A 23,840-nucleotide genomic window follows, 5' to 3' on the forward strand; every position below is an offset into this window, starting at 1 on the left:
TTGCGGGCGCGTCGATACCAGATCTCGCTGATGATTCCGCTCTCCGTTCTCGACCTCTCCTTCGTCGGCGCCGATTCGACCCCGGCCCAGGCGCTGCACGACACCCTGGCACTCGCCCGCCACGTCGACGGCCTCGGCTACCGGCGCTACTGGCTCGCCGAGCACCACGCCCTGCCCAACGTGGCGAGCCCGGCCCCCGAGATCATGATCGGCCAGATCGCCGCCGCAACCCGCAACCTCCGGGTCGGCTCGGGCGGGATCATGCTGCCGAACCACGCGCCGCTGATGGTGGCGGAGCGCTTCCGGGTGCTGGAGGCCCTGTTCCCCGGCCGGATCGACCTCGGACTCGGGCGCGCGCCCGGCACGGACGGCGTCACCGCGCGGGCGCTGCGCCGCCGGGAGGCGCCGGGGGCGGGGGGCGACGACTTCCTCGACCGCCTGCAGGAGCTGCTGTTCTGGGACGGCGGTTTCCCGGAGGGGCATCCGTTCGCGCGGATCGAGGCGAGCCCCGCGGGCGTGCCGCTGCCGCCGATCTTCCTGCTCGGCTCCTCCGATTACAGCGCCCGTCTCGCGGGCGAGATCGGCTGCGGCTTCGGCTTCGCGCAGCACTTCTCCGGCATGCCGGCCGAGGCGCCGATGCTCGACTACCGGAATCTCTTCCGGCCGACCCGGCTCGGCAGCAAGCCCCACGCGATCCTGGCGGTCGCGGCGATCTGTGCCGCCACGGATGCCGAGGCCGAGCGGCTGGCATCCAGCGCGCGCCTCGCGACCCTGCGGCGGGAGCGGGGCGAGTACCGGCCGCTGCCGAGCCTCGCCGAGGCGCTCGCCTACCCGTATGCCGACGGGGAGCGCCTGCAGATCGAGCGCGGCCGCGACCGCCTGCACGTGGGCGGCCCCGAGACTCTCCGGGCCCGGCTCGCCGACATGGTCGCGCGCACCCAGGCCGACGAGCTGATGATCGTCTCGGCCATCCCCGATCAGGCCGCCCGGCACGAATCCTACGCGCTGCTGGCGCAGGCCTGGGGGCTCGGCGCCACCTCACAGGCGGCCTGACCCGTCACACGCCGCCCCCGGCAGGCCCTGGCGACGCGGCCAGGGTCCGTGCAGGCTCCCCCCGGATCGCGCCCGCGCCAGACGGGCCGGCCGGAGGAGAGGCAGCATGGGCAACCGACGCGAATTCCTGACCGCTACGGCCGCGGGCCTCGCCGCGGCGGCAACGCCCGTCCGGGCGGCCGACGAGCGGACGACGGCGCCCGGGCCCGGCAAGCCGGGCGCGCCCGCGCCCTTCGGCATGCCCCGGGACATGACCCTCATCAACATGCGCCGCGGCGACGGCTACACCTTGGGCGTGAAGATGAAGGATGGCGTGCTCGACGTCGCGGCCGCCGGCAGCGGGCTCGGGATGCCAGCCCCGACCGACATGGACGACCTGCTCCAGAACGGGCGCGGCCCGGCGCTGCGGGCGCTGATCGACGCGGTCGAGGCCGCCCCCGACGGGCGCTTCCTGCTGGCGGAGCCGGGCATCGCCTACGGGCCGGTGGTCACGCGGCCCGAGAAGATCATCATGATGGGCTTCAACTACCGCCACCACGCGGAGGAGACCGGCACGCCGATCCCCAAGGACCCGCCGCTGTTCAACAAGTACAACAACGCCCTGAACCACCACGGGGGCACGATCACGCTGCCGACCCAGGCCGCGCGGGAATTCGATTACGAGACCGAGCTGGTGATGGTGTTCGGCCGGGAATGCCGGAACGTCTCCGAGGCGGACGCCCTCGACTACGTGGCCGGCTACTGCACGGGCAACGATTTCAGCGCCCGGGATCTTCAGACTCTGACCTCGCAGTTCATGATCGGCAAGACCTCCGACGGGTTCGCCCCGCTCGGTCCCTACCTCGTCACTTCCGACCGGGTGAAGGACCCGAATGACCTGACGCTCAAGACTCTGGTGAACGGCCAGGTGCGGCAGGACTGGAACACCAGCGACATGATCTTCAATTGCCGCCAGCTGATCAGCTTCGCGTCGAAGGTCATGACGATCAAGCCGGGCGACATCTTCTACACCGGCACGCCGCAGGGCGTGATCTTCGGGGAGAAGATCCCGCGCCAGGATCGGGCGTGGCTGAAGCCGGGCGACGAAGTGGTCTCGGAACTCGAAGGGCTCGGGGCGCTGCGCTTCAAGCTGGTCTGATCGGGCGCGGTGCCGAGACGGCTCGCCGCGTCGTCGCGAGCGCAGCGACGCCATCCGGATCGTGGGCGGATCCCCCTCCCGTGCAGGAGGGGGCCGTTCGTTGTGCGCGCCTCTCGGCCTCAGCGCCCGAACAGCCGGCCGAGGCGGGCGAGGAGACCGCCTCCGTCGGCGGCCTTCGCCGCGCCGGGCATCGCCGCGCCGGGCGTCGCCGCCGTCGCCTTCGGGGCCTGGACCAGCCCGAGGGCCGCCGTGTCGGTGGTCTCGCGGTCGATCAGGATCAGGCTGCCGGTCTCGCGGTTCTCCGCGTAGGCGTCGACCGCCACCGGCCGGTCGAGGCGCAGGGACACGTCGGCGATGTCGTTGGCCGACAGGCGCTCGGCCGGGCCGGGCTTGCCGGTCTCGGGGTCGATGCGCGAGACGATCCGCTCCACGGTCGCGGTGACCGTGGCGGTGCCGATCTTGGCGAACAGGCTGGCCCCCGGGCTCAGATCGGTCTCGGCCGCCCAGAACAGGCGGGCGTCCAGGGTCTCGGTGACCCGCATCGGCGCGTCGGTGGCGACGATCACCTGCCCGCGGGATGCGTCGATCTGGTCGGCCAGCACCAGGGTCACCGACTCATCCTCGCCGGCCTCGGGCAGGTCGCCGTCGGCGGTGTGGATCCGCGCCACCGTGGAGGTCCGACCCGAGGGCTGGACCGTCACCGAATCGCCCGGGCGCACCCGGCCGCTGGCGATCCGGCCGCTGTAGCCGCGGAACTCGGAATTCGGACGGTTGACCCACTGCACCGCCATGCGGAACGGCGCGTTCAGCGCCTCCGCGTGGACCGGGACGGTCTCCAGATAGGTCAGCAGCGGGCCGCCCGTGTACCAGGGCGCCGCGACACCCGCGTCCACGACGTTGTCCCCGTTCTTGGCCGAGAGCGGGATCGCCTTGACCTCGGAGAACTTGAGATCCCGGGCAAAGTCCGAGAAACCCGCCACGATGCCGTCGAAGGTGCCCTGCGCCCATCCGGCGAGGTCCATCTTGTTCACCGCCAGCACCACCCGGCGGATCCCGAGATTGGAGACCAGCAGCGCGTGGCGCCGGGTCTGGCGGGTCAGGCCCTGGCGGGCATCGACCAGGATCACCGCCACGTCCGCCGTCGAGGCGCCGGTGGCCATGTTGCGGGTGTACTGCTCGTGGCCGGGCGTGTCGGCCACGATGAAGGAGCGCTTGTCGGTGGAGAAGAACCGGTAGGCGACGTCGATGGTGATGCCCTGCTCGCGCTCGGCCTGGAGACCGTCCACCAGCAGCGCGAGATCCACCTCCTGCCCCTGCGTCCCGTGCTTGCGGGAATCCCGCTGGAGCGCCGAGATCTGGTCGTCGAAGATCTGCTTGGTGTCGTGCAGGAGCCGCCCGATCAGGGTCGACTTGCCGTCATCCACCGAGCCGCAGGCGATGAAGCGCAGCACCGCCTTGCTGCGGTGGGCGGTGAGGAAGGCCGCGTAGCCGGAGGCGCGGTCGGTGAAGGCGGTGGGAGCCTGGTGGACGGTCATTAGAAGTAGCCCTCCTGCTTCTTGCGCTCCATGGCGCCGGCCCCGTCCTTGTCGATCACCCGGCCCTGCCGCTCCGAGGTGCGGGCGGCCAGCGTCTCGCCGATAATCTCGGGCAGCGTTGCGGCGTCGCTCTCCACCGCGCCGGTCAGCGGGTAGCAGCCGAGGGTGCGGAAGCGGACGAGGCGCTGCTGCGGGGTCTCGCCGGGTGCGAGGGGCAGCCGCGCGTCGTCGACCATGATGAGCTGGCCGTCGCGCTCGACGACGGGCCGCTCCTTGGCGAAGTAGAGCGGCACGATCGGAATGTTTTCCTGCTCGATGTAGAGCCAGATATCGAGCTCGGTCCAGTTCGACAGCGGGAAGACCCGCAGGGACTCGCCGCGCTTCTTCCGGAGATTGTAGAGGTGCCAGGGCTCGGCGCGCTGGCGCTTCGGGTCCCAGCGGTGCTGCGCGGTGCGCAGGGAGATGATCCGCTCCTTGGCGCGGCTCGCCTCCTCGTCGCGGCGGGCGCCCCCGAAGGCGGCGTCGAACTTGTGCCGGTCCAGCGCCTGCCGCAGGGCCTGCGTTTTCATCACGTCGGTGTGGACCTCGGAGCCGTGGCTCACCGGCCCGACCCCGCGGGCGAGCCCGTCCGGGTTGGTGTGGATCAGGAGGTCGAGGCCGAGTTCCTTCGCGCGGGCGTCGCGGAAGGCGATCATCTCGCGGAACTTCCAGGTCGTGTCGACGTGGAGCAGCGGGAACGGCAGGCGCCCGGGCGCGAAGGCCTTCAGGGCGAGGTGCAGCAGCACCGAGGAATCCTTGCCGATCGAGTAGAGCATCACCGGATTCTCGGTCTCGGCGACCGTCTCCCGGAAGATGTGGATGCTCTCGGCCTCCAGCCGCTTGAGGTGGCTGAGGCGGTCGGCGGCGGTCTGTGCGCGCATCGTGGCGCTCGGCGGCACGGCGGCGGCGAGGGCGGCGCTCATCGGGCGAACTCCGGCTGGCGGGTCTGAGGCGGGGTGGTCTCGAAGGCGGCGGGCTCCTGGCCCGGCTGCACCGACGCGAGGGGGCGTCCGACGTGCAGGCCGCACTCCTTCTTGTCTTCCTGCTCCCACCACCAGCGGCCGGCCCGCTCCGGCTCGCCGAGCTTCACCGCGCGGGTGCAGGGGGCGCAGCCGATCGACGGGAAGCCGCGGTCGTGGAGCACGTTGTAGGGGACGAAGTTGTCGCGCACGAAGGCGTCGATCCGCGCCCGCGACCAGTCGGCCAGCGGGTTCAGCTTGATCAGGCCGCGGCCGGCGTCGAACTCGGCGAGCGGCGTCTCGGCCCGGTTGGCGGACTGGCCGGCCCGCAGCCCGGTGAGCCAGCCGCTCGCGCCGTCGAGGGCGCGGCCCAGCGGCTCGACCTTGCGGAAGCCGCAGCAGGCCTGCCGGGCCGCCACCGAGCGCCGGAAGCCGTTGATGCCCGCGTCGCGCACGAACTCCTCCGCGGCCGCACGCTCAGGCGCGTAGGCGGCGATGCGGATGCCGTAGGCCGATTCGGTCTCGGCCCAGGTGTCGTAGGTCTCGGCGAAGAGGCGGCCGGTATCGAGGGTGACGATCGCGACGCGGCCCCCGGCGAGCCCCTTGGCGAGACCCGCCATGACCAGCGCGTGGGTGAGCGCCTGATCCTCGACGCCCAGGCTCGTGGTGAAGACGAGCCGGCCGGGGATCTCGGCGGCGATCAGGTGGAGGCGGCCTGGGAGGTCGAGCCCGGACAGCCGCTCCGCGAGGGCTTCAGCTGTCTGTCGGTCCGGACGGGTCATCGCGACATGTCTCGGGATTGGCGTGATGGAAAGGGCACGGCCTGCGCGGCACCCTGTTGTCGAACCGTCGAAATGTTCGCTATACCGAACGAAGTCAAGGCGCTTCGACGGGCGAGTCGACCCAGGACCGGGACCGGACGTGCGGTTGCACACGGCGGACGGCGAGGGCAGACGGCCTGTAGAATAAAAAATTCTTCTCACTTTTGTCGTACGCCATTCTTATCGCCCCCGCGCCGACCCGCACGGGGGAAGCCAACGGAGACAGCTTTGGACGCGATCGATCTGAAGATTCTCGCCCTGCTGCAGACCGACGCGACGCTCTCCATCGCGGCGATCGGCGAGCGGGTCGGCCTGTCGCAAACCCCCTGCTGGAAGCGCATCCAGAAGCTGGAGGCCGACGGCGTGATCGACCGGCGGGTCGCGGTGCTCGATCCGGTCAAGCTCGGCCTCGGGTTGACCGTGTTCGTCTCCATCGAGACAGCGGATCACTCGCAGGAATGGCTGCAGCGCTTTGCCGCGACAGTCTCGGCGATGCCGGAGGTCTTGGAGTTCTACCGGATGGCGGGCGACGTGGATTATATGCTGCGGGTCGTCGTCGCCGACATGCAGGCGTATGACAGCTTCTACAAGCACCTCATCGCGGTTCTGCCCCTGAAGAACGTCACGTCGCGGTTCGCCATGGAGAAGGTGAAGTCCACCACCGCCCTGCCGCTGCCGGCGCCGCCCAAGAACGGGCGGCACCTGCCGGGCACGGGTCCGGTCCTCGCCGTGGTAGGGGAATAATATTCCTTTCTTTCGCAGCGCAACGAATGCGATGTCCTAATCTCCGCCCGTTCTGCAAAAAGAACGTTTCTCGATTGACACCGGCCGCGTAGGCCACGACATGGTCTCCTGATGTCACGCCAGAACCTCCTTCCGCGCACCGCCCCGTTCGGGGACGGCGAGCGCGCCAGCCTCGACGCCGTGCTGGGGGCCGCGAGCCCCACGCAGCGCGCCTGGCTCGCGGGCTTCCTCGCCGGGCTCGACGCCGCGGGCGGCCAGCCGGCCGCCGTGCCGGCCGCCCCGCCCAAGGCCGCCGCGCCGCTGACGGTGATCTACGCCAGCGAATCGGGGAATTCCGAGGCCCTCGCTGGCAGCGTCGCCAAGCTGGCCCGCAAGCAGGGCTTCAAGCCGAAGGTCGTGGACTTCTCCGATCTCGACATCTCGACCCTGCCCAAGGCCGGCAAGCTCGTCGCCATCGCGGCCACCTGGGGCGAGGGCGAGCCGCCGGCCCGGGCCGTGCGGGCCTACGGCGAGCTGATGGGGGAGGGTGCCCCGCGCCTCGACGGCGTCGAGTTCGCGGTCCTGTCGCTCGGCGACACGTCCTACGCGGAGTTCTGCGCCATCGGTAAGGCGCTGGACGCGCGCTTCGAGGCGCTGGGCGCCAAGCGCGCCGCCGAGCGGGCCGACCTCGACCTCGATTTCGAGAAGCCCGCCGCCGACTGGATCAAGGCGACGCTGAAGGCCCTGGCCCCGGCGGAGGCCACCGACAACGTCGTGGCGGTCGACTTCGCCCGCGCCGGTGCCGGCGAGGACGACGAGGCCGAGCCGAGCCGCGAGCCCCTGGTGGTCGAGGTCGTGGAGCACGTGAACCTCAACTCGTCGCGCTCCGACAAGGAGACGATCCACCTGGCGCTGGCCTTCGAGGACGGCGCGCCGGCCTACGAGCCTGGCGATTCGCTGGAGATCTACCCCGAGAACGATCCGCAGCTCGTGGACGAGATCCTGAAGGCCGCGGGGCTGTCGGACGACGAGGCCCTGCGCAAGGCGCTCCTCGCCGAGCGGGATATTACCACGCTCTCGGCCGCCACCATCGAGCGCTTCGTGAAGGCCACCGGCCACGCTGAGGCGCAGACCCTGATCGACAGCGGCGAGGCCAAGGCCTGGATCGAGGGGCGGCACCTGATCGACCTGATCCAGACCTATCCGGCCGCGCTGACCGCCGAACATCTCGCCACCATCACCCGGCCGCTGCCGCCGCGGGCCTACTCGATCGCCTCCTCGCGCAAGGAGGTGGGCGACGAGGTCCACCTCGCCATCGTGGCCGTGCGGTACGAGACCCACGGCCGCGCCCGCTCGGGGGTGGCCTCGGTCCACGTCGCCGACCGGATCCGGGACGGCGCCAAGCTGCGGGTGCGGCTGAAGCCGAACCGCCACTTCCGCCTGCCGCAGGATCCGGCCACCGACATCATCATGGTCGGGCCGGGCACCGGCGTCGCGCCGTTCCGGGCTTTCGTGCAGGAGCGCCGGGCGATCGAGGCGGAGGGCTCCAAGACCGGGCGGTCGTGGCTGTTCTTCGGCGACCGCCACTTCACCCACGACTTCCTGTACCAGCTCGAGTGGCAGGACGCCCTGGAGGACCGGTCCCTCACCAGGATCGACGTGGCCTTCTCGCGGGATCAGCCGGAGAAGGTCTACGTGCAGGACCGGATCACCCAGCACGCGGCGGAACTGGTCTCCTGGCTCGACGCAGGCGCCCACTTCTACGTCTGCGGCGATGCCAAGAACATGGCCAAGGACGTGCGCGCCGCGGTGGTGAAGGCCTACGAGACCACCAAGAACCTGAGCGCCGCCGACGCGGAGGCGCAGGTCGCGGCGCTGGAGCGCAGCCATCGTTACCAGCAGGACGTTTACTAGGGATCGCACGGCCCGCTCCGGCGCGGAGCGGGCCAGCCCCGGCGGGGCGCGGGAGGTGGCCGCGGAGGCGGTCTCCCGGGACATCGAGTTTCACGCTCTGGCCTGGGCTGCGGGGATCCGCGGCCGGGCAGAGGCCTACGCAGTCGACGATATTGGATTCGTTCCATGGACGACCACAGCCCCCGCGACGCCGCCGAGACCCCGGCCCCCGGCGCCGCCACCCCGGCCAAGCGCATCTACGAGACCCCGCCTGCGGAGCGGCCGATCACCGAGGCCGAGGCCGCCCGCGCGGCCCAGCTCGCCGCCAACGAGCACATCAAGATCGCCAGCGGCTACCTCCGCGGCACGCTGGCCGACGGCCTCCTCAAGCACGCCACCGGGGCGATCTCGGAGGATGACGGGCAGCTCGTGAAGTTCCACGGGATGTACCTGCAGGACGACCGGGACCTGCGCCCCGAGCGCACCAAGAAGAAGCTCGACAAGGCCTACAGCTTCATGATCCGCCTGCGCATCGCCGGCGGCGTGATCACGCCGAAGCAGTGGCTGATCCTCGACGACATCGCCCGGACCTACGCGGGCGGGGCGCTGCGCGCGACCACGCGCCAGACCTTCCAGTACCACGGTGTGATCAAGTCGAACCTGAAGCGCACGATGGCCGCCATCGACGGCGCGCTCCTCGACACGATCGCGGCCTGCGGCGACGTCAACCGCAACGTCATGGCGGCGACGAACCCGGCGCAAGCGGGCGCCCACAGGGCCGCCTACCAGCTGGCCAAGGACATCTCCGACTCGCTGCTGCCGAAGACCAGCGCGTGGCGCGAGATCTGGCTCGACGGCGAGCGCGTGGTCGGCGGCGAGGACGCGGCCGAAGTCGAGCCGGTCTACGGCCGGACCTACCTGCCGCGGAAGTTCAAGACCGTGGTGGCGGTGCCGCCCTCCAACGAGGTCGACATCTTCGCCCACGATCTCGGCTTCATCGCGATCCTCGACGAGAAGAACCAGGTCACCGGTTGGAACGTCACGGTCGGCGGCGGCATGGGCATGACCCACGGCGAGCCCGACACCTTCCCGCGCACCGCGGACGTGATGGGCTTCGTGGAGCCCGAGGACGCCATCAAGGTCGCCGAGGCCGTGATGACGGTCCAGCGTGACTGGGGCAACCGCAAGAACCGCAAGAACGCCCGGCTCAAGTACACGATCGAGCGCTACGGGCTGGACGCCTTCCGCGCCGAGGTGGAGGCGCGCGTCGGCAAGAAGCTCGGCGCACCCAAGCCCTACGTGTTCACCGGCAACGGCGACCGCTACGGCTGGGTCGAGGGCGACGACGGCCGCCATCACCTGACGCTGTACGTGCCGTCGGGCCGGATCAAGGACATCGACGGCGGCCCGCAATTCCTCTCGGGGCTGCGCCGCATCGCCGAGGTGCACCAGGGCGATTTCCGCCTCACCGGCAATCAGAACGTGATCGTCGCCAACGTCCCGGCGGAGAAGCGGGCCGAGATCGACGCGCTCGTCGACGAGTACGGCCTGACCCGGGGCGCCGGTGCGCTCCGGCGCAATTCGATGGCCTGCGTGGCCCTGCCGACCTGCGGCCTCGCGCTGGCCGAGAGCGAGCGCTACCTGCCCGACCTGATGAGCGAGCTGGAGGAGAGCCTCGCGTCCCACGGGCTCGCCGAGGAGGAGATCACGATCCGCTCCACCGGCTGCCCGAACGGCTGCGCCCGACCGTTCATCGCCGAGATCGGCCTCGTGGGCCGCGGCCCGGAGCGCTACCACCTCTATCTCGGCGCCGCCTTCGACGGCTCGCGCCTGAACAAGCTCTACCGGGAGGACGTGGCCGCCTCCGAGATCCGCGGCACCCTCGACCCGCTGTTTGCCGACTACGCCAAGGGCCGGCAGCCGGGCGAGCATTTCGGCGACTACCTGATCCGGGCCGGCCACGTGGCCCGGACCACCAACGGCCCGGACTTCCACGACCGCACCGGGGCCCTCAAGCCGGCCGTGCTCGGCTGACGGCGCGCCGCGCGCATCCGGGGCAGGCCGCCCGGATGCGCTCCGGCCGGGCGATGCGGCGGCGGGGCGAGAGGGGGCCGGGATCGGACCCACCCCGGTCCTCCCGCCCGCCTCGTCCCGCGCAGACGGCACCGGCACCCCTTTGAAGCGGCGCCTTCGAACCGGCCAGGGTCACGCCCGCGCCTGTCCCCGTGCTCGACGGCCGGCGGGATCCCGCCGTCGTGGCGACTTTCCGGCATCCAGTGGGAATGAACGTTCATTACAAGGAGAAGGCAAGCAGGAGCGCACGATGGCTCTCACGTTCGAAGGCCGCTGGTCCGATCTGGACTCCGATCGTTTCGGCGCCCGTGGCCCGGGTGTCCTCGCCCTCGCCCGCGCGGTCTGCACACCCGCCAACCTGACCTTCGGCGCCGTTCTGGCCCTGGCTTGGTTGGCGCTGATCGGCTGGACCGGGGCCGGTCCGGACGGCTGGCAGGCGCGGATCTGCGCGGATCTGCATCAGGGGCCGCAATCCTGCGCGGTCTCCATCCCGGCCAAGGATCAGAGCCGGATCGTGCCGGTCGCCCTCGCGGCCCAGCCCGGGCGGTGAGCGTCGAGGCCGCCGGAGCGGCGCCCCCCCGCGGCAATCCCGCCACCCGGCGCGAACACATCCTCGACGCCGCCGAGGCCTGCTTCACCCGCAACGGCTTCCACCGCACCACCATGCAGGATCTCGCCCGCGAGGCGGCGATGAGTCCCGGCAATTTCTATCGCTACTTCGAATCCAAGGAGGCCCTGGTCCTCGGGCTCGTGGAGCGCGAGCGCGAGCGCGGCACCCGTCTGGTGGCCGAGATGGAGGTCAGCGGCGACCGACGCGGCGCGCTGCTGGAGATCATTGCCCGCTACTTCGTGTCGATCAGCCGCGAGGCCGCGACCCTGCGGGTGGAGATCTGGTCGGAATCCACCCGCAACGCGGCCATCGCCGCCATGACGGCGCGGACGGAGGCCGAGACCCGGGACTGGTTCACGGCAACCTTCGCGGCGCTGTCCAGCGCCCCGGACTTCGATCCGGCCGCGCTCTACGCGGTTCTCGGGCCGCTGATGCGGGGAATCGTCGTCGGCCGCGCCGCGCTGCCGGATTACGACGTGGCCGCGGCCGTGGCGCAGCTCCACGCGCTGCTGGAGGCGGGGCTCGACGGCCGCCTGCCGCGGGCCGGGGCCGCCGGGCCGCCGGCGGGCCCCTGATCTTATCCCGATCTCATTCCCGATCGCGGGCCAGTCACGGCCCCCGCTAGGCCGACCGGCCCGCGCCCCCCTCGCGCGGGCCGGTCGGCCGTGTGCCGCGTGGCGGCGTGCCCGGTCAGGCCCCGGCAGGGTGAGCGCGACGCGATTCGCCCGAACCAGACCGTTCTGGCCGTCGCGCCGGGCCGCGTCGGTGGGGTTGTCTAGGCGTCGGCCACATACCCGCCCAGGCAATCACTTTTGAACAAGTTCAAATCTTTCGACGACATCCCCGTGACGCTTTAGCCACATGGATGGCCATTTTGGCAGAGAGACCACGGTTTCCGTCGTCCCGCCGCCCATCCTGCATTGAACCGCTCGGGATGAACGCTTCTAGGAAAAGGCCATCGCCACGATGCGAACCTCCTGAGAACGATTTTAACCTATGAGCTCGGACCGGATCGACACGATCGATCACAAGGCAAACGCGCAGGATGACTGGACCGTCCGCGCCGTCGGGCTCGCCACGACGCTGCTGATCCTGCTTCCCGCCCCGGTCGGCGCGCAAGCCGGACCGGCGACCGATGAGATCGCTCTCTCCGAACTGAGCGTCACCGGGACGGGGCCCGCGGTGGAGCGGGCAGGCGGGCCGGTGATCGGCTATCGCGCCACGCGCTCGGCCACCGCGACCCGCACCGACACGGCCCTGCGGGATACGCCGCAAGCGGTGCAGGTGGTGCCGCGCGACGTGCTGGTCGATCAGCAGGACATTCGCCTGAGCGACGCGCTGCAGAACGTCAGCAGCGTCCAGCCCGGGGGCACGATCCAGGGCCGGAGCGACACCTTCATAATCCGCGGCTTCAGGACCCAGACCTACGCCATCGACGGCGTGCTGCTGAACCAAGCCGGCAACTTCTCCGCGGTCACCCGGGATCTGGCCGACGTGGAGCGGATCGAGGTGCTGAAGGGGCCGGCCTCGGTCCTGTACGGGCGCGGCGATCCCGGAGGCCTGATCAACATCGTCACCCGGCAGCCCACCCGGGCGCCGTCCGGCGACATCAACCTGCAGGCCGGCAGCTTCGGCTTCCGGCGGGTGCAGGGCTCGGTGTCGGGCGCGATCGAGGGCGTGGAGGGCCTGGCGGCGCGCCTCAGCTTCGCCGGGCAATCGGACCCGACCTTCCGCAACTTCGGCGGGCGGGACAATTCCCGCACCTTCGTGGCCCCGGCCTTCGCGTGGACCCCGGCGCCGGACACGCGCGTCACGTTCCTCGGCGAGTTCACCCGGGTCGACAACCAGTACGACGAGGGCCTCGTCGCCCGGAACGGCCGCGTGCCCCTCGACAACGTCGCGCGCTACTACGGGGCGCCGTTCTCCCGCTACAACGGCGACGCGAGCTTCGGCCTGCTCAAGGTCGAGCACGACCTCAACGCCAACATCACCCTGCGCGAGGTGCTCAACGCGCAATGGGGCGGGTTCAACGCGCTGGCGAGCCGCGCCACCGGCCTCACCGACGGCAACACGACGGTGACCCGCCGCGAGACCGGCGTCTACTCGACCTACGCCTCCGTCGACAGTCAGACCGAGATCGTGGCCAAGTTCGACCTGCTGGGCTTCCGGCACACGGTGCTGGCCGGCGTCGAGTACACCAACGGCTACCGCCGCGCCTACACGACGCAGAGCGCCACCTACCCGTCGGTGAACTTCCTCGCCCCGCTCCCCGGCCCCACGATCGTCGGACTGCAGTTCCAGTCCGACCTCAAGCAGAAGAACGCGCTGGCCGGCCTGTACGCGCAGGACCAGATCGATCTCGGCCTCGGCCTGCAACTGCTCGTCGGCGTCCGCTACGACACGGGCACGCAGTATTATTTCAGCCGCGTCCCGACCTCGCGCACGATCCCGCCCGACCAGGAACTGTCCGGGACCTCGCCCCGCGTCGGCCTCATCTACCGGCCCGCGGAGCCGCTGACGCTCTATGCGAGCTACGCGACCTCGTTCAAGCCGCAGACCGACAACGTCTACAACGCCGGCAATCCGCGTCCCGAGACCGGCGAACTCTACGAGATCGGCAGCCGGCTCGACCTGAACCCGGACCTGACCCTGTCGACGGCGGCCTTCCGCATCATCCGCAACAACGTCGCGGCCGCCGACCCGGTCAATACGGGCTTCTCGGTGATCACCGGGCAGCAGCGCTCCGAGGGCGTAGAGGCCGACCTCGCCGGCCAGGTCCTGCCGGGATGGAAGGTCATCGGGGGCATCAGCGTCCTTGATGCCCGGATCACGCGGGACACCACCTTCGCGGTGGGCAACCGGCTGGTCGGCGCGCCGGCCTTCAGCGGCAGCATCTGGTCGACCTACCAGTTTCAGGAGGGCGTCCTGCTCGGCTGGACCGTCGGGGCCGGGATCACCTATGTCGGGCGCCGCGCCGGCGACCTGAACAGCAGCTATGCGGTGGGCGGCTACGCCCGACTGGACGCGGCCGTGTTCTACGACTTCGGCGAGCACGCCCGGTTCTCGATCAACGCGCGGAACCTGACCGACCGGCGCTACATCGAGCAGCCGTTCAACCCGTTCAACAACCTCCCGGGCGCACCGCTCTCGGTGCTGGCGACGATCACCGCCCGGCTCTAAGTCGCGGGACCTGCGGCGACCGCAGGTTCCGGCCGGGGGCTTCGAGCGGACGCTGTCTCAGGGGTTCGCGGCGCGAACGGCCGCCGCCGATGGCGCGGGCTCGATCGCCCCGCGGCGGGCGTCAGCCCGGCGGCGCAGGAGGTAGAGCGTCAGCCCGGTGGCCGCGAAGCCCGGCATGGCCAGCGCCGCGAGGCAGAACAGCAGGGCGAAGGGGTCGCCGAAGAATCGGCCGCGATGCACCTCCAGGATGTTCTCCACGAGGCGCCGCCCGAGCGGCAGGTCGGCGGCGTGCTCGGCCGAGACCAGCACGCCCGTGGCGGCGTGGTAGCGCGCCTCGTTGCGGGCGCTCGGCGCGTCGACGCCCCGTGGCAGCCAGCGGATGCGGATCGAGACCGCCTCGGCCTCCGGCACGCTCAGGATCGCGGAGACCGCCTCGCGCCCCTCCGCCGCCCGGAAGGCGGCCCAGGCGCGGTCGAGGGGCGGCGGCTCCAGCGGCGCGGTGGCTTCGGCCGGCCGGCCGTGGACCGCCGTGCGGCCGGGCGTACGGACGGGCTTCGCCGCGTCGCCGCCCGCGAGAAGCGCCGTGGCGCCGTCCTTGAACCACGGGTAGGACCAAGTCAGGCCGGTGAGCGCGATGACGAGGTAGACCGGCGTGAGCCACGTCCCCGCCACCGCGTGGAGCGACCACCACCGCGCGCGGCCGGGACGCGACAGGCTCGGTCTCAGCCAGATCCGCCAGCGGTGGATCCTGGGCCAGCGCAGGTAGAGGCCGGTCGCCAGGAAGGCCAGGAGTGCCCACAGGCAGGCGCCCGTGATCGTGCGGCCCCAGCCCTTGGACCCGCCCGGGATGAGCAGCCAGCGGTGCAGGTCCCGCACCGTCGCGAACGCCGCCTCGAGCCGCACCGGCCCCAGCACCGCGCCGTCATGGGGGTCGGCATAGACCGAGGGAGGCCGCAGGCGGGTCTCCGGATCGCGGGCGAAGCGGACGTGGACGCTGGCGGCGGGATCCTCCGACAGGGTCAGCGCGTCGACCCGGCGCCCGCCCACCTGCGCGTCGATCCGGGCGATCAGGGCGGAGGGGGAGAGAACCGGCCGGTCGCCGGCCGTCACCGCCAGCCGGTCGCGGTTGGCGAAGGCGGTGATTGCCTCCTCGTAGCTCATCAGCGCCCCGGTCAGGCCCATCAGCGCGAGGACGAGGCCGGCGGTGAGGCCCAGCGCCCAGTGCAGGCGGAAGAGCATCGTCCGGGGGGAGGGAATCGGCAGCATCATGGCGGTCGGCGGCTGCCTAGCAGAGTCCGGCCGAGGTGACGATGCCGCGGGACGCATGCCCCGGGGCGGTCGCGGGGCGGGACTCATCCGGACGGCGCGCAGGCCGCGAGGCCGGTCCCGGATCGGACAGCGGCTCGAACGGACGGCCTCCCCGTCATCCGGGGTCCGCGCGGCCGAGCCCGGGACCGGTGCCGCCGGCGCGCCAGGTCTTCGCACCGATGGCGGTCCCGAATCGCCAACGCCGGGCGCGCTCGCGGCGTCCCGGGATGGGGCGCGGAATGGGCGCGCGGGCAACCTCACGCCCCATGTCGGGCCGGCGCCTTGGCCGCCATCCGCGCGGGCGAAGCGACGCCATCCGCGCGGGCGCCGCGACGCCATCCGGCCGGCGCCGCGCCGACCGGCCTCGCGCGGCCCCGGGTCCCTTCGCTGCGCCCCGCGCCGAAGGAGGGGCGGTCCGGCCGAGGGCTCCCCCGGAAAGCCGTCTCAGGTGATCGGCGCCGGGTTGAACAGCGTCAGGTCGTTGAACAGCCCCCACTGGTCGGACCAGGGGCGCTTGCGCCCGCTCGCCACGTCGAGGATCAGGTGGAACAGCTCCCAGCCGACCTCCTCGATCGTGGCCGCGCCGGTGGCGATGCGGCCTGCGTCGAGGTCGATCAGGTCGGACCAGCGCTCGGCGAGCTCCGTGCGGGTGGCGACCTTGATCACCGGGGCCTGGCTGAGGCCGTAGGGCGTGCCGCGGCCGGTGGAGAACACCTGCAGGGTGATCCCCGAGGCGAGCTGGAGCGTGCCGCAGACGAAGTCGCTCGCCGGTGTCGCGGCGAAGATCAGGCCCTTCTCCCGCACGCGCTCGCCCGGGGCGAGAACCCCGGAGATCGCGCTCGTGCCCGACTTGGCGACCGAGCCCAGGGCCTTCTCGACGATGTTGTTGAGGCCGCCCTTCTTGTTGCCCGGCGAGGGATTGGCGCGGCGGTCGGCCTCGCCCTTGGCGAGATAGGCGTCGTACCACGCCATCTCGCGGATCAGCGCCTGGGCGACCTCGGGGCTCTTCGCCCGGGGGGTGAGGAGGTGGATCGCGTCGCGGACCTCCGTGACTTCCGAGAACATCACGGTGGCGCCGCAGCGGACCAGCAGGTCGGCCGCGAAGCCGAGGGCCGGGTTGGCGGTCACCCCTGAGAAGGCGTCGCTGCCGCCGCATTGCAGGCCGACCACCAGGTCGGAGGCCGGGCAGGTCTCGCGGGTCCGGCGGTTCAGCACCTCCAGGCGGGCCTCCGCCATCGCCAGGATGCTGTCGATCATGGCGGCGAAGCCGCGGTGGCGCTCGTCCTGGAGCCGCACCACCCCGTCGCCGGCCGCCCCGTTGTCGGGGAGCAGCCGCTCCGAGACGAGCTTCTCGCAGCCGAGGCCGACGACCATGACCTCGCCGCCGAAGTTGGGGTTCTGCGCGAGGCTCTGGAGTGTCCGGATCGGCACCACCGCCTCGGGGGCATTGATGGCGACGCCGCAGCCATAGGCGTGGGTCAGGCCGACCACGTCGTCGACGTTGGGGTAGCGCGGCAGCAGCTCCTGCTTGATCCGCCGGATCGCCACGTCGAGGGTACCGGCGACGCATTGCACGCTGATCGAGATCGCCAGGATGTTCTTGGTGCCCACCGACCCGTCCGGGTTGCGGTAGCCCGCGAAGGTGAAGCCCTCCAGCGGGGGCAGGGGGGCCGGCACGCGCGTGGCCAGCTCCAGGGCGTCGAGGGCGGGGGCGACCGGCGTCGCGACGCGGGATTCCTCCACCCAGGCGCCCCGCGGGATCGCCTGCGTGGCGATGCCCACCACCTCGCCGTAGCGGCGCACCGCCCCGCCCTCCGCGATGTCGCTGAGCGCGACCTTGTGGCCCTGCGGCACGAACTCGACGAGCTCCAGCCCGTCCGGGAACACCGTGCCGGCCGGCAGCCCGAAGGCGTTGACCACGATCGCGACGTTGTCGTCCGCGCTCAGGCGGATCGTGCGCGGCAGGTCACCGGCCCCCGCGCCGGCCGGGTGCGCGCGGGTCGGGGCTTCGATCTCGGCCTGCATCGTGGACTCCCTGATAGCGACCGCGCTCAGGCGCGGAAGCGGGCGGCGAGGGCCTCGGCGTTGCGGGCGAGCAAGCCCGCGTCCGAACCCACGGCGGTGAAATGGGTGCCGGCCGCGATGTAGCGGCGCGCCAGCTCCTCGCTCGGCGTCAGGATGCCGGCATGCTTGCCGGCCTTGCCGATCCGGGCGACCGCCTCCTCGATGGTGCGCACCACCTCCGGGTGGCCCTGCTGGCCGACATAGCCGAGGCTGGTGGAGAGGTCGCCGGGTCCGATGAAGACGCCGTCCACCCCCTCCACGGCGGCGATCGCGTCCAGGTTGTCGAGGGCGCGGCGCGACTCGACCTGCACCGCCACGAAGATCTCGGCCTCGCAGCGGGTGTGATAGTCCTTGATCCGGCCGAACCGGGCGGCGCGGGGCGCCTGCGAGAAGCCGCGGATGCCGCGGGGCGCGTAGCGCGTCGCCGCGACCACCCGGGCGGCCTGCTCGGCGTCGTCGATGTTGGGGATCATCAGCGACTGCGCGCCGGCGTCGAGGATGCGCTTGATCGTGATGGGGTCGTCGCTCGGCACCCGGACCATCGGGTGGGTGTCGCCCTCCATCATCGCCTGGAGCTGGGCGTAGATGTCGCGGAGGTCGTTGGCCGAGTGCTCCATGTCGAGGAGCAGCCAGTCGAACCCGGCGCCCGCGACGATCTCGGTGGAGATCGGGCTGGCGAGGCTGCACCACAGGCCGACCTGCTGACGGCCCTCGCGGAGCGCCGCCTTGAAGCGATTGGTCAGGCTGTCCATCGCGATCCTCCCTGGATTGTTATCCAACCTATAGGTGCAGTGTTCCGTCCCGGGGTCAAAGCCAAAGCGTGGATTGATCGATACCGCTCCGGCATCGGTCAGGCCGGCGGCATCGCCTGGAGGATCGCGATCAGCTGCGCGAGCAGCGGCTCGTCCGCGTCCCGCCGCCATGCGAGGATCAGCTCGGCCGGGCGCGGGACGGGCAGGGCCAGGGGGCGGAACACGACGCCGTCGAGGCGCAGGCGCTCGGCCGCCGCCGGGACGAGGGCGACCCCGAGGGCGCTGCGGACCAGGGCGAGGATCGAGTGGATCTGCGTCAGCTGCTGCACGATCCGCGGCTGGATCTCGGCCTCGGCGAGGAGGCCCTGGACGAGGTCGTGGAAGTAGCGGGCCTCGTTCGGCGCGTAGGCGATGAGGTCCTCGCCGGCGAGGTCGCGGGGCGCGAGGGCGTCGCGCGCGACCAGGGGGTTCCCGGCCGGCAGCGCGACCACGAGCGGCTCGGCCAGCGCCCGGACGGCGACGAGGTCGGGATGCGTCACGGGGGGGCGCACCAGCGCGGCGTCGATCCGGCCGGCGAGCAGTTCCTCGACCTGATCCTTGGTCACCATCTCGCGCAGCGCCAGGGTCACGTCGGGCAGCGTCCGCCGGAGGGCCGTCACGAGCCGGGGCAGGAAATCGTAGGCCGAGGCCGCCGTGAAGCCGAGCTTGAGCACGCCCGCGCGCCCGGCGGCCACCTGACGGGTCGTGTGCGTCGCCGCCTCGGCGAGCCGCAGGATGCGCTGGGCCTCGGGCAGGAAGCTGCGCCCGGCCGCGGTCAGACGGACCGAGCGGCTGGTCCGTTCGAGGAGTTGCACGGCGAGGACGCGCTCCAGAACCTGGATCTGCCGCGACAGGGGCGGCTGCGTCATGTTCAGCCGGGCGGCGGCGCGGCCGAAATGGAGTTCCTCGGCCACCGCGGCGAAGCACCGGAGCTGGCTGAAGTCGAACATGGACGCTCCCTCTGCGCGCGGCGCGGCCGGGGCGCATGAGGCACCGGCGCCCGGCGCGCCCCGGCAGCCCTCTCAGAACCTGTCCGACGCCGCGATTTCAATGGCACGCCGCGGGATGTGGCGAAGATCCGGCGCCTTCCTCATCGCGGAACTCCGCCAGGACCCGGATCATCCCGGAGGCGGCGAGAGCCGCGGGCCCCCGATGCCCGACCCGCGGTAGGCGCCAGGACGCGTCGGGCCCCGCCAGGACGCGTCAGGCCGCCAGTTCCAGGACCGTCAGGCGATCGGAAATCTCGATCGCGCCGGCCCCGCGCTCGAGGACCACCGGCTCGGTGCGGACCCCGCCCTCGTCGTCGAAGCGGTGCAGGGTGACGGCGTTGCGTCCGTCGGCGCCCTCCAGCCGGAGACGGCGGGTGACCGGCGGCCGCGTCGTCCGCGTGGCCGGGTCCCAGCCGGGGACGCCGAGCCACAGCGGCAGCAGAACCGCGCCGTCGCCGCGTCGGAAGGCGGCGGCCTGAACATCCCGATGATCGCCGACCGTCGCGAGCTGGAGGAGGCGGGGCCGCTCCCGCGCCGGCACCCCGGCCGGTCCGCGCGGGCCCGAGAAGAGGGCGATGAGCCGCTTGACGGCCCGGTACGCCGCCGTCGGAGCGCCCTCGTGGGTCAGCAGCCCGAACGCGGATTCGGGGTCGGCGGGGCCGCGTCCGAAGCTGGACCGGAGCTCGTAGAGGTAGGTCCGTCGCATGCCCGCGAGATACGCGAACAGGAGCAGGCGCGGCGTGTAGCGGGCGCGGATCTCTTCCGAGACCGGCAGATGGGCCGACGCGGTCGCGAGCGCCGTGTGGTAGCCCGTCTCCGTGATGATGCTCTCGACCGTGCCGCAGACCGGGACCATCGCCTCGCGGAACCCGCTCAGGCGACCCGGACCACCGGTCTCGGGATGCTCCATGCCGGGATAGGGGTGGAGGTTGGACCGGTCCACGAACCCCGCCAGCGGCCTCGCCAGGGCGATGTTGCCCTGCACGTAGCTGGGCGAGGCGACCGCGATCGCCGAACCGGGCAGATCCCGGCGGATCGTCTCGTGAAGGTCGCGCTGGTGCCGCCACGACAGGGTGGGGTTGCGCACCGGGTCGGCGAGGAGGGCGGGCTCGTTGCCGCCCTCGACGATGTCAATGGCCCCCCCGCACAACTCGTGGATCCGCGGCAGCGCCGAGGGCGGCGTCGTGACGTACTGATCGCTCGGATCGTTGCACACCACCGAGAAGCGGCAGCCCATCCGCGTCAGCGCCCGCATGCGCTGGTAGAGGACATCGGTCACGCCCGGCGCCGGGCTGTAGACACCCTGCCGGATCTGCGTGACCGCGAGATCCTCGATCGCCCCGAGGATCGAACTCTCGAAGTACCGGTCGTACACGGTGCCCTTCTGGGCCAGATGGACATTGACGCCGATGCGGCCGACGAAATCGGCGGCCTGCCAGGGCGCGGGTCCGTGCAGGCGGCGCTCCTCCTCGCGCGTTGACGAGGGGCTGGCGGACAGACGGGCCGACAGGCCGGCCGCCGTCGCGGCGGCCGTGACGGCGAGTCCCCGCAGGATCAGACGGCGATCACACCGCGTCATGCCTGCGGCCGCCCCGGGCGATCAGATGGGCCCTGCGCTCCCCGGACCGACTTCCGGGACGGCCCGCCGCCGAAGATTTCGGAGGGCGGCGCCCCGGCCGGCGCCGCGGCCGCCGGCGTCGTGCCGTCCCGGCCGACCTCGCTTCGCCGGTGATGACGGAGGCGGTCACAGACCGAATGCTTCACCCGGAGGCCCCGTTGAACGTCGTGTCGGACTGGTCGGACGACCCGCGCCGGGGGGTCGACCAGCATGCGGCGGGCCAAGCCGGGACGGCCCCATCCGTTTCAGAGCGGGACATCGCCGGTCTTGCCCGGCCCGCAGCCGGCCCGTGCCGAGCGACCGGGCCGGGGTGACGGCCCCGCGGTCGATCACAGTCGCGCGAGAGCCGGGCGGATCGCGGATGCCGCCGCGAGGCCGCCGCCAGGCCGCCGCCAGGCCGCTTCCCCGCGGCCTCGCCCTCGCGGCGGGGCCGCCTGCGGCGCCCCGGGGCGGGTCGCGCGGCGGCGGCGCCGGCCACGGCCACGCCTGCGGCAAAAGCGGCAGCCTCTTGATTCCGATGCTCGCCGCCAGATGTCGCGGACGGCTTCGGGCCCGGCGGGAAGTGCTCCCGAAGGTGAGAGGCCGCCCGCACCGTCCCGCCGTCGCCGACGGCCGGTGTAGGCTAAGAGGCCGGCGGCGCCCTCGGCCGGGCGACATCGGTTTCACGTGCAGGGGGGACTTCGATGAACGAGATGACGATCGACAAGACCGACACGACCACTTTCGAGATGAAGGGCCAGTGCCCGTTCGGCGGTGACCGGATCGGCGGCGCCCTGGGAGCCCGGCCGGCGCTGGAGAACTGGTATCCCCACCGGCTGCGGGTCGAACTCCTCCACCAGAACGGGCTCGCGGCCGATCCCCTCGGGCCGGAGTTCGACTACGCCGCCGCGTTCAACGCGATCGATCTCGACGCCCTCAAGCGCGACATCAAGCAGTTCCTGACCACGTCGGTGGCGTGGTGGCCGTCCGACTACGGCAATTACGGTCCGCAGATGATCCGCATGGCCTGGCACTCGGCCGGCACCTACCGCATCGCCGACGGGCGCGGGGGGGCCGGAACCGGCATGCAGCGCTTCGCGCCGATCTCGAGTTGGTGGGACAACGGCAACACCGACAAGTCGCGCCGCCTCCTGCAGCCGATCAAGCACAAGTACGGCAACGCCCTGTCGTGGGCCGACCTCATGGTGCTGACCGGCAATTGCGCCCTGGAGATCATGGGCCTGCCGACCTACGGCTTCGCCGGCGGGCGGCTCGACGCCTGGGAGGCGGACAACGCCACCTACTGGGGTCCCGAAGTGGTCGACATGGGGACGGTGTCGAGCTTCGACGACATGGTGAACCGCGACAAGCGCTGGCGCGGCCAGAACGGCGACGCCGACTACGACCTGGAGAACCCGCTCGCGGCGTCCCACCAGTCGCTCATCTACGTCAATCCGGAGGGCCCCTACGCCAACGGCGATCCGCAGGGTTCGGCGCACGACATCCGGGTCACCTTCACCCGCATGGCGATGAACGACGAGGAGACGGTGGCGCTGATCGCGGGCGGCCACGCCTTCGGCAAGAGCCACGGCATGGTGCCCGCCAAGGAGATCGGCCCGCCCCCCGAGATGGCGCCGATGGAGGCGATGGGGCTGGGCTGGCACAACCCGAAGGGGGCCGGCGCCGGCAAGGACACGATGACCAACGGCATCGAGGGCAGCTGGACGCCCGACCCGACCCGGTGGGACAACGCCTATCTGGAGAACCTCTTCAGGTTCGAGTGGGAGCAGACCAAGAGCCCGGCCGGCGCCCTGCAATGGACGCCCAAGGACGCGAACGCGCCGCGGACGCCCGACGCCCACGTGGCGGGCCAGACGCACCCGCTGATGATGATGACCTCCGACATCGCCCTCAAGGTCGATCCGGCGTACCGCAAGGTCTGCGAGAAGTTCCTCGACGACTTCGACGCCTTCACGCAGGCCTTCTCCAAGGCGTGGTACAAGCTCACCCACCGCGACATGGGGCCGAAGCACCGCTACCTCGGTCCGGAGGTGACGATCGAGGACGGTCTCCTGTGGCAGGACCCGCTGCCCGACGCCGCCCATCGGCCGGTCGGCGACGCGGAGATCGCCGCGCTGAAGCAGGCGATCACGGCGACCGGGCTGTCGGTCTCCGACCTCGCCTTCACGGCCTTCTCGGCGGCCTCGACCTACCGCGACAGCGACAAGCGCGGCGGCGCCAACGGCGGCCGCCTCGCGCTGGCGCCCCAGAAGGACTGGGCCGTCAACCGCCGCGCCGCGCCGGTCATCGCGGCCCTGCGCGGCGTGATGGCCACGTTCAACGACGGGCGCAGCGACGGGATGCGGGTCTCGCTCGCCGACCTGATCGTCCTCGGCGGCTGCGTCGCCGTGGAGAAGGCCGCGGCGGATGCCGGGGTGGCGGTCACGGTGCCGTTCACGCCGGGCCGCGTCGACACCACCCAGGCACTGACCGACATCGAGATGTTCGAGTGGCTGAAGCCGGTGGTGGACGGTTTCCGCAACTACGTCGATGACGGGTTCGGACGGATGACCCGCAGCGTCTCGCCGGAGGCGCTGTTCCTCGACAAGGCCAACCTGATGACGCTGACCGCCCCGGAATGGGCGGTCCTGACCGGGGGGCTGCGCGCCCTGAACGCCAACCACGATGGCTCGAACCGGGGGGTCTTCACCGACCGCGTCGGGGTGCTGACGACGGATTTCTTCCGCACGCTCACCGACATCGACCTCGTCTGGGAGAAGGCCGACGCGGAAGCGATGACCTTCGTCCTCAAGGACCGCGCCAGCGGACAGGCGCGGTTCGAGGCCACGCGCAGCGACCTCGTCTTCGGGTCGAACGCGCAGTTGCGGTCCATCGCCGACGCCTACGCGGGCAGCGACGGCCACGGGCGCTTCGTGGCCGATTTCGTCCGGGTCTGGGACAAGGTCATGATGCTGGACCGCTTCGACGTGAAGGGTCACCGGCGCTCCGCGCCCATGGCGGCCTGACGCGCCCATGGCGGCCCGACCGGCGGCCCGACCGGCGGCCC

17 protein-coding genes are annotated in these 23,840 nt (G+C 71.7%); 9 read left to right on the top strand and 8 right to left on the bottom strand.

Annotation, left to right across the window (positions count from 1 at the left end):
• Nucleotides 1-30: 30 nt before the first annotated feature.
• Together MFF58_RS06985 and MFF58_RS06990 are read left to right on the top strand one after the other, a co-directional pair.
• Complete coding sequence (locus MFF58_RS06985) at nucleotides 31-1,053, top strand: LLM class flavin-dependent oxidoreductase (RefSeq protein ID WP_238286253.1); 1,023 nt, start codon at nucleotides 31-33, stop codon at nucleotides 1,051-1,053.
• A gap of 106 nt (nucleotides 1,054-1,159) precedes the next feature.
• Entirely contained in the window at nucleotides 1,160-2,191 is a 1,032-nt protein-coding gene (locus tag MFF58_RS06990; protein ID WP_238286254.1) for a fumarylacetoacetate hydrolase family protein, read from the top strand.
• Between the two features lie 119 nt (nucleotides 2,192-2,310).
• Here MFF58_RS06990 and cysN read toward each other — a convergent pair whose 3' ends face one another.
• From cysN to MFF58_RS07005, 3 genes are read right to left on the bottom strand one after another with little or no spacing between them, the layout of a single operon-like run.
• Nucleotides 2,311-3,726: a sulfate adenylyltransferase subunit CysN gene (gene cysN / locus MFF58_RS06995; RefSeq protein WP_238286255.1), complete on the bottom strand. Its 1,416-nt coding sequence runs from the start codon at nucleotides 3,724-3,726 to the stop codon at nucleotides 2,311-2,313.
• Nucleotides 3,726-4,688, bottom strand: a complete 963-nt coding sequence (cysD, locus tag MFF58_RS07000) for a sulfate adenylyltransferase subunit CysD (protein WP_279603308.1) — start codon at nucleotides 4,686-4,688, stop codon at nucleotides 3,726-3,728. Before cysD ends, cysN begins: the two co-directional genes overlap by 1 nt.
• Complete coding sequence (locus tag MFF58_RS07005; RefSeq protein ID WP_238286256.1) at nucleotides 4,685-5,506, bottom strand: phosphoadenylyl-sulfate reductase; 822 nt, start codon at nucleotides 5,504-5,506, stop codon at nucleotides 4,685-4,687. Before MFF58_RS07005 ends, cysD begins: the two co-directional genes overlap by 4 nt.
• Nucleotides 5,507-5,773: 267 nt before the next feature.
• Here MFF58_RS07005 and MFF58_RS07010 point away from each other — a divergent pair, with 267 nt between their 5' ends.
• The 6 genes from MFF58_RS07010 to MFF58_RS07035 all read left to right on the top strand — a co-directional run bounded on the left by MFF58_RS07010 (nucleotide 5,774) and on the right by MFF58_RS07035 (nucleotide 14,024).
• Nucleotides 5,774-6,289 carry an Lrp/AsnC family transcriptional regulator gene (locus MFF58_RS07010; RefSeq protein WP_091716811.1) on the top strand — a complete coding sequence of 172 codons (516 nt, stop codon included), beginning with the start codon at nucleotides 5,774-5,776 and terminating at the stop codon, nucleotides 6,287-6,289.
• 111 nt (nucleotides 6,290-6,400) lie between these two features.
• The gene (locus tag MFF58_RS07015) at nucleotides 6,401-8,182 is read left to right on the top strand and encodes a diflavin oxidoreductase (RefSeq protein WP_238286257.1); all 1,782 of its coding nucleotides are present in this window, start codon (nucleotides 6,401-6,403) and stop codon (nucleotides 8,180-8,182) included.
• 165 nt (nucleotides 8,183-8,347) lie between these two features.
• On the top strand, nucleotides 8,348-10,195 hold the full coding sequence (locus tag MFF58_RS07020; RefSeq protein ID WP_238286259.1) for an NADPH-dependent assimilatory sulfite reductase hemoprotein subunit: 1,848 nt from the start codon (nucleotides 8,348-8,350) through the stop codon (nucleotides 10,193-10,195).
• A 289-nt stretch (nucleotides 10,196-10,484) separates the two neighbouring features.
• Nucleotides 10,485-10,784 carry a hypothetical protein gene (locus MFF58_RS07025; protein ID WP_238286260.1) on the top strand — a complete coding sequence of 100 codons (300 nt, stop codon included), beginning with the start codon at nucleotides 10,485-10,487 and terminating at the stop codon, nucleotides 10,782-10,784.
• Nucleotides 10,781-11,419: a TetR/AcrR family transcriptional regulator gene (locus MFF58_RS07030; RefSeq protein ID WP_238286261.1), complete on the top strand. Its 639-nt coding sequence runs from the start codon at nucleotides 10,781-10,783 to the stop codon at nucleotides 11,417-11,419. The genes MFF58_RS07025 and MFF58_RS07030 overlap by 4 nt, the downstream gene beginning before the upstream one ends.
• 421 nt (nucleotides 11,420-11,840) lie before the next feature.
• Entirely contained in the window at nucleotides 11,841-14,024 is a 2,184-nt protein-coding gene (locus tag MFF58_RS07035) for a TonB-dependent siderophore receptor (RefSeq protein WP_238286262.1), read from the top strand.
• A gap of 57 nt (nucleotides 14,025-14,081) precedes the next feature.
• Here MFF58_RS07035 and MFF58_RS07040 read toward each other — a convergent pair whose 3' ends face one another.
• The 5 genes from MFF58_RS07040 to MFF58_RS07060 form a co-directional block, all read right to left on the bottom strand.
• The gene (locus MFF58_RS07040; RefSeq protein WP_238286263.1) at nucleotides 14,082-15,293 is read right to left on the bottom strand and encodes a PepSY-associated TM helix domain-containing protein; all 1,212 of its coding nucleotides are present in this window, start codon (nucleotides 15,291-15,293) and stop codon (nucleotides 14,082-14,084) included.
• A gap of 483 nt (nucleotides 15,294-15,776) precedes the next feature.
• Entirely contained in the window at nucleotides 15,777-17,357 is a 1,581-nt protein-coding gene (garD, locus tag MFF58_RS07045; RefSeq protein WP_238286264.1) for a galactarate dehydratase, read from the bottom strand.
• Between the two features lie 26 nt (nucleotides 17,358-17,383).
• Nucleotides 17,384-18,148 (bottom strand): HpcH/HpaI aldolase family protein, encoded by a 765-nt coding sequence (locus tag MFF58_RS07050; protein WP_238286265.1) that lies wholly within the window; start codon nucleotides 18,146-18,148, stop codon nucleotides 17,384-17,386.
• Nucleotides 18,149-18,246: 98 nt separating this feature from the next.
• The gene (locus MFF58_RS07055) at nucleotides 18,247-19,137 is read right to left on the bottom strand and encodes a LysR family transcriptional regulator (RefSeq protein WP_238286266.1); all 891 of its coding nucleotides are present in this window, start codon (nucleotides 19,135-19,137) and stop codon (nucleotides 18,247-18,249) included.
• A 253-nt stretch (nucleotides 19,138-19,390) separates the two neighbouring features.
• Nucleotides 19,391-20,755, bottom strand: a complete 1,365-nt coding sequence (locus MFF58_RS07060; RefSeq protein ID WP_238286267.1) for a hypothetical protein — start codon at nucleotides 20,753-20,755, stop codon at nucleotides 19,391-19,393.
• 722 nt (nucleotides 20,756-21,477) lie between these two features.
• Between MFF58_RS07060 and katG the strand changes: the two genes are divergently transcribed.
• Complete coding sequence (gene katG, locus MFF58_RS07065; protein WP_238286268.1) at nucleotides 21,478-23,799, top strand: catalase/peroxidase HPI; 2,322 nt, start codon at nucleotides 21,478-21,480, stop codon at nucleotides 23,797-23,799.
• The last annotated feature ends 41 nt before the right edge of the window (nucleotides 23,800-23,840 follow it).

The organism is Methylobacterium longum, assembly GCF_022179385.1.
Classification (GTDB): domain Bacteria; phylum Pseudomonadota; class Alphaproteobacteria; order Rhizobiales; family Beijerinckiaceae; genus Methylobacterium; species Methylobacterium longum.